This is a genomic window from Paenibacillus sp. UNC499MF, from assembly GCF_900107975.1.
Classification (GTDB): domain Bacteria; phylum Bacillota; class Bacilli; order Paenibacillales; family NBRC-103111; genus Paenibacillus_F.
The window spans coordinates 477,148-490,633 of sequence record NZ_FNVF01000003.1 but is presented as its reverse complement, the minus strand read 5'-3'; the positions used below and the strand labels follow the sequence as shown (position 1 = coordinate 490,633).

General features: G+C 53.3%; 14 protein-coding genes. 10 read left to right on the top strand and 4 right to left on the bottom strand.

The window, feature by feature from the left end; translation table 11 throughout:
* Positions 1-40: 40 nt before the first annotated feature.
* Positions 41-856, bottom strand: coding sequence for a divergent polysaccharide deacetylase family protein (locus C4S74_RS10395; RefSeq protein WP_103995251.1), 816 nt, complete (start codon positions 854-856; stop codon positions 41-43).
* 372 nt (positions 857-1,228) lie between these two features.
* On the opposite strand from C4S74_RS10395, the gene C4S74_RS10390 reads away from it, so the two are divergent.
* On the top strand, positions 1,229-2,542 hold the full coding sequence (locus C4S74_RS10390) for a hemolysin family protein (RefSeq protein WP_258042447.1): 1,314 nt from the start codon (positions 1,229-1,231) through the stop codon (positions 2,540-2,542).
* 84 nt (positions 2,543-2,626) lie between these two features.
* Here the strand turns inward: C4S74_RS10390 and C4S74_RS26835 are convergent, their stop codons facing one another.
* Together C4S74_RS26835 and C4S74_RS10385 are read right to left on the bottom strand one after the other, a co-directional pair.
* Positions 2,627-2,731: a sporulation protein YjcZ gene (locus C4S74_RS26835; RefSeq protein ID WP_219819049.1), complete on the bottom strand. Its 105-nt coding sequence runs from the start codon at positions 2,729-2,731 to the stop codon at positions 2,627-2,629.
* A gap of 217 nt (positions 2,732-2,948) precedes the next feature.
* Positions 2,949-3,584, bottom strand: coding sequence for a DsbA family protein (locus C4S74_RS10385; RefSeq protein WP_103995249.1), 636 nt, complete (start codon positions 3,582-3,584; stop codon positions 2,949-2,951).
* Positions 3,585-3,778: 194 nt separating this feature from the next.
* On the opposite strand from C4S74_RS10385, the gene C4S74_RS10380 reads away from it, so the two are divergent.
* From C4S74_RS10380 to C4S74_RS10345, 8 genes are all read left to right on the top strand, one after another.
* Positions 3,779-4,675: an MBL fold metallo-hydrolase gene (locus C4S74_RS10380; RefSeq protein WP_103995331.1), complete on the top strand. Its 897-nt coding sequence runs from the start codon at positions 3,779-3,781 to the stop codon at positions 4,673-4,675.
* A 285-nt stretch (positions 4,676-4,960) separates the two neighbouring features.
* Positions 4,961-5,374, top strand: a complete 414-nt coding sequence (locus C4S74_RS10375) for a Fur family transcriptional regulator (protein ID WP_103995248.1) — start codon at positions 4,961-4,963, stop codon at positions 5,372-5,374.
* Positions 5,371-5,610: a membrane protein insertion efficiency factor YidD gene (yidD, locus tag C4S74_RS10370; RefSeq protein ID WP_103995247.1), complete on the top strand. Its 240-nt coding sequence runs from the start codon at positions 5,371-5,373 to the stop codon at positions 5,608-5,610. The genes C4S74_RS10375 and yidD overlap by 4 nt, the downstream gene beginning before the upstream one ends.
* A 454-nt stretch (positions 5,611-6,064) precedes the next feature.
* Positions 6,065-8,083, top strand: a complete 2,019-nt coding sequence (gene metG, locus C4S74_RS10365) for a methionine--tRNA ligase (RefSeq protein ID WP_103995246.1) — start codon at positions 6,065-6,067, stop codon at positions 8,081-8,083.
* A gap of 212 nt (positions 8,084-8,295) precedes the next feature.
* Positions 8,296-9,252 (top strand): metal ABC transporter substrate-binding protein, encoded by a 957-nt coding sequence (locus C4S74_RS10360; protein ID WP_103995245.1) that lies wholly within the window; start codon positions 8,296-8,298, stop codon positions 9,250-9,252.
* A gap of 70 nt (positions 9,253-9,322) precedes the next feature.
* Complete coding sequence (locus tag C4S74_RS10355) at positions 9,323-10,096, top strand: metal ABC transporter ATP-binding protein (RefSeq protein ID WP_103995330.1); 774 nt, start codon at positions 9,323-9,325, stop codon at positions 10,094-10,096.
* 61 nt (positions 10,097-10,157) lie between these two features.
* A complete protein-coding gene (locus C4S74_RS10350) occupies positions 10,158-10,961 on the top strand; it encodes a metal ABC transporter permease (protein WP_103995244.1) in 804 nt (267 codons plus the stop codon).
* 33 nt (positions 10,962-10,994) lie between these two features.
* Positions 10,995-11,708: a cytochrome c biogenesis CcdA family protein gene (locus C4S74_RS10345; protein WP_103995243.1), complete on the top strand. Its 714-nt coding sequence runs from the start codon at positions 10,995-10,997 to the stop codon at positions 11,706-11,708.
* 18 nt (positions 11,709-11,726) lie between these two features.
* Here the strand turns inward: C4S74_RS10345 and splB are convergent, their stop codons facing one another.
* Positions 11,727-12,785: a spore photoproduct lyase gene (gene splB / locus C4S74_RS10340; protein ID WP_103995242.1), complete on the bottom strand. Its 1,059-nt coding sequence runs from the start codon at positions 12,783-12,785 to the stop codon at positions 11,727-11,729.
* Positions 12,786-12,990: 205 nt separating this feature from the next.
* Here splB and mntR point away from each other — a divergent pair, with 205 nt between their 5' ends.
* Positions 12,991-13,425 (top strand): transcriptional regulator MntR, encoded by a 435-nt coding sequence (mntR, locus tag C4S74_RS10335; protein ID WP_103995241.1) that lies wholly within the window; start codon positions 12,991-12,993, stop codon positions 13,423-13,425.
* Positions 13,426-13,486 lie beyond the last annotated feature (61 nt).

The following is a 13,486-nucleotide window of genomic DNA, read 5'->3' as shown; positions in this document are numbered from 1 at the left end:
TTCCGTATCGGGAAAATAAGGCTGGAGACAACCCGCTTGTTCACGGAGCCGTCTCGGGCGCGGGAGGCTTGTACAATTCGCTGAGCTTTACAAAGGACAGCGTATCCTTCAGCCTCGGCACTGTATCCCGCAGGGCGGAAGCCGTTATTTCCCCCTTGGCTCCGACATGGCCGATGGCGATGCAGGGCTGGTGCGCCTTGGAGTGGGCGCCGATCAGTTGAATCTGCTGGGTTACTTTGCTTTTCGTATGGATATCATCCAGAAAAAGATGGTTTTCCAGACAAAGAACACCGGCTTTTTTTGCCTCGCGGCAGGCGATGCTGCGGTAATTCGTGTGGCTGTCCAGAAAGAAAAGTCCTCTTTCGTGCAGCACTTCCATCACAAGCCGCATCACGCGCTCATCGGCCGTCGCCTTGGAGCCCATATGGTTGTTCACTCCGATAGCGTGCGGAATGTCGTCAATGGCGGCGTTAACCCGCTTGCGTACTTCGTCGTCGCTCAGATCGGTGGATATCACACCGGGGCCGAGCCAGCTCTTGCGGCCGCTGCGCGGCTCCATCGGAAGATGGACGATCACGTCGTGGCCTTTGCCGAAAGCTTTCTCGGCATCGCTGTGCGAGGAAGGAAGAAACGGCATAACGGCGGCCGTAATCGGGAAAGGCAAATCCAGAATCTCATCGGTGCCTTTCATGTTATTGCCGAGGTCGTCAATGATGATGGCGGCTTTTCGGACGGTGGCGGCCGCAGGCTCGTCACGGCGGGCCGCCGTTAACTCTGGGGGTCCCGTAAACAGGGACGCGCCTGCCAAAACGGACGCAGCGAACAGTCTGCAGAACCGGTAGCGGATACCAGGCATAATCGTATTCCTCCCGGCGATAGTTTTTTAATGTTCTGTTTTTAATATGGGAATGCCTGACGAAAGTTATGCGGGGAGCTCAAAAAGGAGGCTGCTGCGGGACGGAAAATGGTATAAATTCCAAGCCGCGGCGAATAGCATGGAGTAAATCCTCAAAAAGTGCGAAAGGGGTGTCACAATCCGGACGATGCTCCGGTTCGCGCCTTCATGCTGGCTATCCCTGGCTTTGACTTCAAAAACCGCGAGACGCTATACTGTAAAGTAGGAAAGACTCAAATCTTTTTTGATCTTTCATTTTTCAACTTAAAAGGAGGTGTACCTGTCTGCTTCCATGAGGCGGATAGGGATTAATTGGATAGTGACCCTTTACCAGTGTTATTGAACTTTGTACTGATTGTGGTTCTCGTTCTACTGAACGGATTTTTTGTGGCGGCGGAATTTGCGATGGTGAAAGTGCGCGCAAGCCGTATCGATGCGCTCGCCCTAGAAGGGAATGTGAAAGCGCGCTTCGCCGGCAAAATCGTTCAGAACATGAATGCGTATTTATCCGCCTGCCAGCTCGGCATTACACTGACGTCTTTGGCGCTCGGTTGGATCGGCGAGCCGACGGTGGCGTATGTACTTGAACCGCTATTGGTCAACATTGGTGTACCACCTGTTATTATTCACACCATTTCTTTTATCGTCGCATTCTCGGTTATTACGGCGTTTCACATTATTATCGGGGAGCAGTTTCCCAAAACGTATGCGATCCGCAAATCGGAAGAAGTGACTCTTTGGGTTGCCGGACCTGTGCTGATTTTCTACAAAATCATGTATCCTTTCATCTGGATGCTGAACGGAACATCCAATTGGCTGCTCCGCAAATCCGGTATTGAACCCGAGGGCGACCACGATACGGTTCATACGGAGGACGAGATCCGCCTGCTGATGAAAGAAAGCCACAGGAACGGGCTGATCAACAATACGGAGCTTACCCTGGTGGATAATATTTTTGAATTCACGGAAACGAACGCACGCGAAATTATGATTCCGCGTACGGAAATGGTGTGCCTGCATGCCGCCCATTCCTTCGAGGAAAACAAGGAAATGGCCATCCAGGAGCTTTACACGCGTTATCCGGTTTGCGACCCGGACAAAGATAACATTATCGGATTTGTCCATATCAAGGATTTACTAAAAGCAAGCGACCAGCTTGACGATATACGCAAGATTATACGCCCCCTCATGACGGTGCCGGAATCGATGCCGATCAGCACGCTGCTGAAGCTGATGCAGAAACGCAAAACGGAAGTGGCGCTGCTGATCGACGAATACGGGGGCACGTCGGGGCTTGTAACGGTTGAAGACATTCTGGAAGAAATCGTCGGAGAGCTTCAGGACGAATTTGACCATGAACGTCCCGTTATGGAGAAGAAAGACGAATTTACGTACTCGATCGACGGCATGATGCTTATCGAAGAAGTGAACGATCATTTCGGTACGGAAATCGAAACGGAGCATTACGACACGATCGGCGGCTGGATTTACTCCCAGGTGGAAATTCCGCCTAAGAAAAATCAGCGCATTCATCTCGGCCCGCTTCAGTTTATTATCGACGAAGTGGAGCATATGCGGATCGTGCGGCTTATCGTACGCAAAGAACGTCCCGAAGAAGAAGCGCTTCTTCAGCAGGTCGTCTCCTGATCAAACATAAGAAACGCCGCGGATCCGCGGCGTTTCTTGTGTTTTTTTTCGATTGTGAAGACGGTAAAACCCTGATTAACCTGCTTAGAATGTAGCGAGAATGATAACCAGCAGGATGTAAAGAACCAGAATCACCGCTGTGCTCGTGTACCAACCGCCACCGATACCGCCTGTTCCGTAACCCGACATATAAACGCCTCCCCGAGTGTGTTAGTTTGCTTTGGTTTACACAATATTCTATGAAGGGCGGGGGCGGTTGTCATGGACGTATGCCCGGATAGCGCAAAATTTAAAGGGAAGCCGTTTTCCTTATTGTGAGCGTTGTTGAAACAAAGTGCAGGCGGCAGACGGGCCGGCACGGGGCCCTAACGTTATCGCCATTCTGACCGTGGCTTGCCCATACGAGCTAATTCCGGTCCTCGCTTACGCGCTTCATTAAGTCCAGCAGAGCTTCGGGAGGTCTTGCTCCGGAGAAGCCCGCTTTTTTATTGAGGATGAAAAAGGGAACGCCGTTTATGTTCAGCCGTTTAGCGAGTGCATAATCGGCCCGTACGCTGTTTTCGACGTCTTCGTGATAAAGGCGCTTGGAGATTTCGGCGGGGGTTAAACCGCATTCTCCGGCAACCCGCAGCAGTACGGACTCCTTGCCGATATCAAGGCCCTCTTCGAAATAAGCCCGGTATATACGGTCGAGAACGCGCGATTTAGAGCTCTCCGGTACGGCGGCGATCAGACGGTGAGAAAGCCGGGTATCGGGCATCGTCGTAATCCGGTCGAAGCGGAAAGGGACGCCTGCCTGCCTGCCGGCACGGGTGACCCCGTCCAGTAAAGCCTGCAGCTTTTCCCCGCCGGGGTCCTGCAGCTTCCGGTTCATCGCTTCCGCAAAAGGGACGCCCTGAGGCGGGATAGACGGGTCGAGGCGGAAGGCCCGGAAGCGGACAGTGACTTGTTCGCCTTTCCATAAACCGAGAGCTTCCGCCAGATAGGACTTGCCGATCCGGCACCAGGGACAGACGGTATCTTGAAAAACATCGATAATCAATAGAGTCAGCTCCTTCCGTCCTGGGATCTTACCATGCGCTTATCGAAATAATGCCATACTCATTATAGTATACTTCCTGCGGGAAACCGAAACGCCCCGTTCTGCCAAAAACCGGAATACTGTTTGAGACAGGGAGAAAACGGCTAAAAAACCTGATGGAGTTTTCAATCCAGCCGAAAGGGAGCGATCTTAAGGTGGCAGATAAAAAAGACAAAGACAAAACCAAGCGGGGCGAACCGATCATCGGACAAATCGACCGTACGCTCGTTCCGGATAAAGCTGTTGCGCTGTGGCATCTGGGTCAGGAGGGAATGGCTTTCAAAGCGGCGGGAATCATCGGCTATGTGGATCCGTATTTGAGCAATTACATAGATGACGAATTCGGCAATTCGCCGCGCAAATTCGAAACGCCTCTTTCTCCGGAGCTCATCGGGCATGCGGATCTCGTCCTGATCACGCACGATCACCCCGATCATCTCGATCCCGTCTCCGTACGCGCGATAGCTATCGCATCTCCGCAAGCGTCGTGGATCTGTCCGGCTCCGGTGGTTCCGCAATTGACGGAACTCGGCATAGCTCCGGATGCGGTTATCGGGGCCCGGGCGGGGCAAATGATCGATTTCCGGGATATGCGGATTACGCCGGTGGCCGGTAAGCATGAAGACTTCGAAACGGACGAGAACGGGGACCACAAGTATCTCGGTTATGTTCTGGAGCTTAACGGAGTTACGCTGTACCATGCGGGGGATACGGTCGGGTACGCGGGTCTGCTGGAGACGCTTCGGCCGCATCGGATCGATATCGCCTGCCTGCCTATTAACGGCCGGGATATCAAGAGATATGAAGCGAATCTCATGGGCAATATGAACTTCCGCGAAGCGGCGGATCTGGGAGTCGGAATCGGAGCGGACTTGATTGTTCCCATGCACTACGACCTTTTCGCGTTCAATACGGAAAATCCGGCCTATTTTGTCGACTACGTTCATCACACCTATCCGCATCAAAAGTTCAAGCTGTTTGTTCCGGGAGAGCGGCTCATTTATTACGCGGACGATGAAATGAAAGAGATCGGCGGGAGAAGCGAGGGTTAATATTCCCTTAGGGGCACCCGGACCGTTGGATACCGACATCCGGTTCGTCCCATCCGTCGTTCAGCGCCGGCTTAACGGTTGAACTAGGCTTCCTGTATGCCGCCGAAAGCATTTCAAACCGAAGTGTACCTGCGAGCGTGAGCGGCAAGGCCGGCTAAGTTACCGGAGGGAGAGGTCGTATCCTATCGGCGGCCTGTAAGCGGGACCTTCGGCCTGCTCTCTTATTGACGCTGCTGTTCTTATAAGGCATTATTAAGAGATATGATGCAGCTTGGAGGGACCGCAGTGAAAGCCGAAGAAATTATACAGGCCATGTCCGAACAAGGAATGCGGATAACCGATCAAAGACGCACGCTGGCGGAATTGTTCGCCAAGTCCGAAGGGTATGTGACACCGAAAGCCGTGTATGAAAGCATGGGAAAAACATACGGCGGCCTTAGTTTTGATACGGTATACCGCAATTTGAGAATCATGCACGACATGGGCGTCCTGGAACAGTTTGTATTCGAAGACGGGATTAAATTCCGTGCACGCTGTTCGGAAATGGACCATCATCATCATCTGATCTGCTTGCAGTGCGAGAAAACGATCCCGTTCGTTTTTTGTCCCATGGACGAGGTGAAGGGATTGCCGGAAGACTTCAAGGCGGTCAAACATAAATTCGAAATTTACGGATACTGCAAAGAATGCCAGAAATGAAAAAGGTGCTTCAGGCACCCATTCATGCCTACCGTAAATATTTATCTCCGCTCAAACCGCCTACATGCCGGTTCTATCCGACCTGTTCCCAGTATGCGCTGGAGGCGATAGAGCGGCACGGGCCGCTGTACGGATCGTGGCTGGCGGCCAAGCGGATCTGCCGCTGCCACCCGTTTCATCCCGGCGGGGTTGATCCGGTTCCGCCGCCGCGGAAGGAAGGGCGAAATACCGGTTGACACAATTTGCGGGATTCGCTATATTGTTGGTTAAACCTGCCTTTTGGCGGGAACAATGGAATCAAAACGATCCTTTTATGAATAAACATGTTCGATGAACGGATGAGTACGGGAGGAAGCTGCTGCAGAGAGCCGGGTCAGGTGAAAGCCGGTGCTGTCGGAACCCCGGAGTATGGTCCCGGAGAACATGCCTTCGAGCGGCCCCGGTGTGGAAGGAGTGTGCTTCCGCAGTCAGGGCGTAAGGGGGCATCGCTTGTCCGGCGTTAACGGACAGAGCCGCCGGGAAGCCGGCGGCTGCCGAGCTTCGCCCTCGCAAGAGGCGGAGGAATCTGGGTGGTACCGCGTGAGCACAGCTCTCGTCCCTTTGTTGGACGGGGGCTTTTTGTGGTTTTCCGCTTCCGTCTCTTGTTTCATAGACAAATCAGAACATTAACGAAGAAAGAGGATGGGTAACATGGACAACAACCGTAAAACCTTTTATCTGACGACACCGATCTATTACCCCAGCGACAAGCTTCATATCGGGCATGCCTACACGACGGTGGCGGGAGACGCCATGGCGCGCTACAAGCGGCTGCGGGGTTACGATGTCATGTATTTGACGGGCACGGACGAGCACGGACAGAAAATCGAGCGCAAGGCGAAGGAAAAAGGGCAGACCCCTCAGGCATTCGTGGACGAAATCGTCGACGGCATTAAATCTTTGTGGAGCCGGCTCGATATTTCTTACGACGATTTTATCCGCACGACGGACCAGCGGCATAAAGACACCGTCCAGAAAATTTTCGACCGTTTGACTCAGCAGGGAGATATTTACCTGGATACTTACGAAGGCTGGTACTGTACGCCGTGCGAATCCTTTTTCCTGGAAAATAAGCTGGTCGACGGCAAATGTCCGGACTGCGGCCGCCCCGTCGAATGGGTGAAAGAAGAAAGCTATTTCTTCCGGATGAGCAAATACGCCGACAGACTGCTCCAATATTACGAGGAAAATCCGGAGTTCATTCAGCCGGAATCCCGCAAGAACGAAATGATCAACAACTTCATCAAGCCGGGGCTGGAGGATCTCGCCGTTTCGCGGACGACGTTCGACTGGGGCATTAAAGTGCCCGGCAATCCCAAGCATGTCATCTATGTCTGGATCGACGCGCTGACCAATTATATTACGGCTCTCGGCTACGGCAGCGAGGATCCGTCCAAGTATGAGCGCTACTGGCCGGCTGACGTCCATCTGGTGGGCAAGGAGATTGTCCGCTTCCACACCATCTACTGGCCGATCATGCTGATGGCGCTGGATCTGCCTCTGCCGAAAAAAGTGTTCGCGCACGGCTGGCTTCTCATGAAGGACGGCAAAATGTCGAAATCCAAAGGCAACGTCGTTGATCCGGTTACGCTCATCGACCATTTCGGCCTCGATGCGCTGCGTTACTACCTGCTTCGCGAAGTTCCTTTCGGTTCCGACGGCACTTTCACGCCCGAGGCGTTTGTCGAGCGGATCAATTACGATCTCGCCAACGACCTGGGCAATCTGCTCAACCGGACTCTGGCGATGCTGGGCAAATATTTCGACGGCGTCGTACCGGACTTCCAGCCGGGAGCAACGGCTTTTGACAAGGAACTGATCGCGACGGCGAAGGAAACGGTCGAAACCGTGGAAGCGCAGATGGAGAAGATGGAATTCTCTACCGCATTGTCGGCCATTTGGGCGCTTGTCAGACGCGCGAACAAATACATTGACGAAACGCAGCCATGGGCTCTGGCTAAAGACGACGTGAACCACGGCACGCTCGGTTCCGTCATGTACGCCCTCTTCGAGGCTCAGCGCATCGTGAGCGTGCTTCTGCAGCCGTTCCTGACCCGCACGCCGGCGAAAATCTGGGAGCAGCTCGGCATCCAGGCCGGAGCTCTTACCGCATGGGACAGCGCCCACACGTTCGGTCTGCTGCCGCCCGGCACGAAAACGGCCAAAGGCGATCCGCTCTTCCCGCGCCTGGATATGGCGGAAGAGGTCGCTTTTATCGCGGCCGCAATGACAGGCGGCCAGGCGCCGGCCGGTGAAGCCGCAGCCGAGCCTGCTTCCGCGGCCGAAGGGTCCGCCCCGGCAGAGAATACGCCGGCGGCTGAAGCCAAGCCCGCGCCGGAAGCGAAGCCCGAAATCGGCATCGACGATTTCGCGAAGGTGGAGCTGCGCGTGGCGCAGGTTACGGCGGCGGAGCCCGTCAAGGGCGCCGACAAGCTGCTGCAGCTTCAGCTGGATCTCGGCTACGAGCAGCGGCAGGTCGTTTCGGGCATCGCCAAGTACTACAAGCCGGAAGAGCTTGTCGGACGCAAGGTTATCTGCGTGACGAACCTGAAGCCGGTGAAGCTTCGCGGCGTGCAGTCGCAGGGGATGATCCTGGCGGCTTCCGAAGGCGACGGACTGACGCTGGCGACCGTGCCGGATTCGATGCCGAACGGCGCAATCGTGAAATAAACACCCTATCCGACCCGGAAAAACGCGGACAACCTTCGCGTTTTTCCGGGTTTTGACATGGGCGGGTGCAAATTTATGTCTTTTAATCGTAATCTTTATGATTAGTATTGACAGGCGGCGGGTTGGCTCCGTATAATCAGCAAGTAAATAAAAATAATTACGATTTACACAGCATGATTATAATGGCGAGCTGCCGGGAGGAGTTATTTTCTATGAAAAGACGGCGTATACTTACAGGGTTGACACTGGCAATATCTCTGCTGCTGGCGGGCTGCGGAGGCGGCCAAAAGTCGGCGGTCGTGGAAGATAAAATCAACATCACGACGAGCTTTTACCCGCTTTACGATTTTGCGGTCAAGGTTGGGGGCGCCCATGTGAATGTCATTAATCTGGTACCCGCGGGCGTTGAACCTCATGACTGGACACCGAAAGGCCGGGACATCAAAAATATCGGCGATTCCCAGCTGTTCCTTTATCAAGGTGCGGGTTTTGAAGGCTGGGTGGACGATTTCCTCAAAAGCTTGAAGGACAGCAAGGTAAAACCCGTCGTAGCGAGCACGGGGGTCGAGCTCCTTAAAGCCGGAGAAGAAGCGGACGGGCACGATCACGGCAAGGACGAACACAACCATACGGAAGAAGCCGGAAAAGATACGGACCCTCACGCGTGGCTGAGTCCCAAGAACGCAAAAAAAATGTCCGAGAATATCAAAAACGCTCTTGTAGAGGCCGATCCGGCTCACAAAAGCGACTATGAAGCGAACTATTCCGCATACGCGGCCAAATTGGACGCTTTGGATAAGCAGTACAAGGACAGCCTCACGGGGCTGCCGAAGAAAGAAATCGCCGTTTCCCACCAGGCTTTCGCTTACTTGTGCCATGACTACGGGCTGACCCAGATGGCCATCATGGGACTTTCTCCGGATGCCGAGCCGACTGCTCAGGATATGAAGAAAATGAGAGAGTATATCGGGGAGCACGGAATTAAATATATCTTCTTCGAAGAACTGGTTTCGGACAAACTGGCGAAAACGCTGGCTAAGGATGCGAACGTCGAAACGCTTGTATTAAACCCGCTCGAAGGATTGACGGAAGAGCAGGTTAAGCAGGGCAAAGATTATATTTCCGTCATGGAAGAAAATTTGAAAAATTTGACGAAAGCTTTACAATAGAAGGGACTCAACATCGAAGTGAGTGACAGAAGCGAAAGCCGCCTGGCGGCGAAGGGAGCAGAAGAACGGAATGGAAACGTGGAAACCGGACGGCTGCCATAACAAAATCGTGGAATTTAGCGGCATCTCCTTCTCCTACGGAAGCAAGCCGGTTATAACGGATTTAAATTTTGATGTTCTTGAAAGAGATTTCGTAGGTCTGATCGGTTCCAACGGAGCGGGTAAAACGACGCTGCTGCGGATGCTGGTCGGGCTGCATAAGCCTACTCAAGGAGATATCCGCCTGTTCGGACAGCCGATCCGGCAGTTCCGGGACTGGGAGCGAATCGGGTATGTACCCCAGAAGAATTCGCTGAATCCGCTGTTCCCGGCAACTGTCCGCGAGGTGGTTATGTCCGGGCTTTATACGAAAAAAAAGCTGTACAAGCGCCTGTCCAAAGAGGATATGCGCCGGTGTGACGATGCGATGGAAGCGATGCGCATCGAAGATCTGGCGAAACGCAGAATCGGGGAACTGTCGGGCGGACAGCAGCAGAGGGTGTTCCTTGCGCGCGCGATCGCCAACAACCCCGAGCTGCTCATTCTGGATGAGCCGACGGTGGGGATCGATGCGGAAAGCCAGGCGGTATTCTTCAACATGATCCGCCACATGCACCAGCATCATCACATGACCTTCATTATGGTGTCTCATGACCGGGAAATGATGAGGTCCTATCTCGGTTCGGAGCCGCAGACGCAGAGCGGCGGACTGAAGTTTTTCGTGAAGCACACGCATGAACCGGAGAATTGCGCAGAGACCGACCTGACGCATTCCACCGTGAAAGAGCTTCAAACAAGTCAATGAAGGCAAGAGGCCGGGCTTGTTGACAGATAGATTAAGAGGAAGTAAGTAAGGGGCGAGCAGCTTGGACATTTTTACGGAACCGTTTTTTGTAAGAGCACTTATCGGTGGCATCCTGATCGGGCTGACCGCCCCGTTGATGGGTGTCTTTCTGGTGCTGCGGAGACTTTCGATGATCGGCGATACTCTTGCGCATGTATCCATCGCGGGAGTGGCGCTCGGATTTCTTCTCGGCGTATATCCGATCGGCATGGGGCTGCTTTTTGCGCTTCTGGCATCGTTTGCGATCGAGAAGCTCCGCAAGGCGTACAAAACGTATGCGGAGCTGTCCATCGCCATCATCATGTCCGGCGGGGTAGCGCTGGCTACACTGTTGTTTACGCTGGGCAAAGGGTATAATATTAATGTGATGAGCTATTTCTTCGGCAGTATCTACACACTCGATTCCAGCGACCTGTGGGTCGTTTTCGGCGTGTGTATTCTTGTGCTCGCCGTCGTTGCGCTTCATTTCAAAGAATTGTTCCTCATGTTCTTCGATGAGGAAGCGGCGGGAGTAAGCGGGCTGCCGCTGAAAGTGTACAACATTATGATCACGATGCTGACGGCGCTGGTTATCTCCGTATCGATCAAGATCGTGGGAGCGCTGCTCGTATCCGCACTGCTTACGATCCCGGTCGCCTGCAGCCTTCTTGCGGCGAAGAGCTTCCGGCATTCGGTCGTGCTGTCCGTCATCATATCGGAGATTGGCGTCGTTGCGGGACTGGCCTTGGCGGCATGGTACGATTTTGCGCCGGGAGCGACCATCGTTCTTTCCCTGATCGTCGTCCTCATCTTTCAGCTGGTTTGGAAAACGGTCCGCCGCGCATAAACCGGCGGCCGGAAGCAGGAGGAATGCTTACACATGCAGCATGTTAATGTTTGGCTCGCATTCTGGGCCGGGTTCGCTTCGTTTATCTCGCCGTGCTGTCTGCCGCTTTATCCTTCTTATTTGTCTTACATCACCGGAATATCGGTCAGTGAGCTTAAGTCGGGACAGACGAAAGGCGCGGCAAGACTTCAGACGATGGCCCATACGCTTGCATTCATTCTCGGATTTTCAATCATTTTTTACAGTCTGGGGCTCGCGGCCAGCTCCGTTTCGGAGTTTTTTGTAACGAACCGCGATCTTCTCAGGCAAATTGCGGCTCTGCTCATCCTTGTCATGGGGTTGTTTCTGCTCGGCATTTTCCAGCCTAAATGGATGATGAGGGAGCGCAAGCTCCAGCTGAAATGGAAACCTGCGGGCTACCTCGGATCAGTCCTGATCGGAATCGGTTTCGCCGCCGGCTGGTCGCCCTGCATCGGTCCGATATTATCGTCGATGCTCGTTATGGCTGCCGCCGAGCCGGATTCGTGGCTGCCGCTGATCAGCGCTTATTCGCTCGGATTCGCGATTCCGTTTTTCGTCTTATCCTTTTTTATCGGTTCCACCAAATGGATTTTGCGCTACTCCGCCACGATCATGAAAATAGGGGGAGGCGTCATGATTGTTTTCGCCATTTTGCTGTACACCAATCAGATGTACAAAATTACAATCTGGCTGAACAACATAACGCCTCAATGGCTGCAATTTTAACGGGGTGACTCCGGAGGATCAGGTGAAATATTCGATTTTGGCGTTCGGGAACTTCTCGAAAATCTGCTCTGTGATAAACTCGCGCAGAGCGGTCGCCTGCTCGTCGGGATATACATACTTGCCGCGGCCGTAGCGGCCCCATTTATACTTGCGCTTCGCCTCGTCCATTTCCAGCTTCGACTTGGGATAACGGCGTTCGATCACATTTTTCGCCGTTTTCGTGAAACGGTGCTGGATCAGCTCGAACGTCAAGTCGTCGAGCGCTTCGGGCGGCAGGGCATTATGGAGCTTGACGATCAGCTCCTCATAGCCTTTTTCCCACCCGTCGTGCCAAATAATCGGGGCAATGATGAAACCGAGCGGATACCCCGCACGGGCTACCTTGCCGGCCGCTTCAATGCGTTCATGAAACGCCGAGGTGGCCGGCTCGAAGTTTTTAATGACATAGTCGGCGTTTACGCTGAACCGGAACCGGGTATGCTTGTTATGCTTCGCATCGAGCAGAGGCTCGACATGGTGGTATTTCGAAACGAAGCGGAGACGGCCGAGCGGCTCGTTCGCCATGAATTCGATGTATTCTTTCAGCGAGCCGGTAATATGCTCAAGGCCGACGGGATCGGAAGTACAAGCCGCTTCGAACCGCGTAATTTCCGGGGCCCTTTCTTCGATATACTGTTTGGCGGCTTTCAGTATGTCGTCGGTATTGACGTATACCCGTACATAAGGTTTATTGCCGAGGGTCGTTTGCAGATAGCAGTAGTGACAGTGTCCCATACAGCCTGTCGCAATCGGAATGGCGTATTCGGCGGACGGTTTGGACGTATCGAACTTCAGTGTTTTCCGGATTCCCACCACAAGCGTACGCTTCGCGATCCGGTACTTTTCCAGCTCGGTTTCGCCCGGCAGATTTGTAATCCGGTTGTGGGAAGTTGTCATGTGGATGGGCAGCCCTTTGCTTTGGGCCCATTCCAGAATGCGTTTGCCTTTGGGATACAGCAGGGCATCCGGTTCGAAATAGACGAGCTCGGGCACGAACAACGCGGTGCTTCGGGTGCGGGTCATCTGCTCAGTAGCCATGGCGTGCTCCTTTAAGACGGGAGTAACGGAACAGTCCTTCCGTTCGGCTATAGTCTGCGCCCGGGACAGGGCCCGTAACCGTGGGAAAAGTTCGCGGAAATGGCTGAGGCGCATTCCGTTAACTTGCTTTATTAGTTAATAAACGGTATTATACTAAAGCAAATAAGGTAGTAACTAATTTTAGCAAAAGCAGGGGGAACTCGGGATGGCGACGCCCAGTATGGAAGATTATTTGGAACGGATCTACAAACTGATCGACGAGAAAGGCTACGCCCGTGTGTCCGACATTGCCGAAGGCCTTGAAGTACATCCTTCTTCCGTGACGAAAATGATCCAGAAACTGGATAAAGATAAATATCTCGTATATGAGAAGTACCGCGGACTCGTTCTGACTTCAAAAGGCAAAAAGATGGGCAAGCGGCTGGTGGACAGACATGCCTTGCTGGAACAATTCTTAACCGTTATCGGTGTCCAGGAAGAAAATATTTACCGCGATGTGGAAGGAATCGAGCATCATCTGAGCTGGGATTCCATTACCTGCATTGAAACACTGATTGAATATTTGAACCGGGATCCGGCGAGACTGGAAGATCTCCGAAGCATAAGGACGGAGCTGGACAACAGCTCGGACTCCGAATAAGACCTGAACGTTTGCCTAACTATGACGGCGGACGTTTTTTTCGTTTATGGATACAGAATTC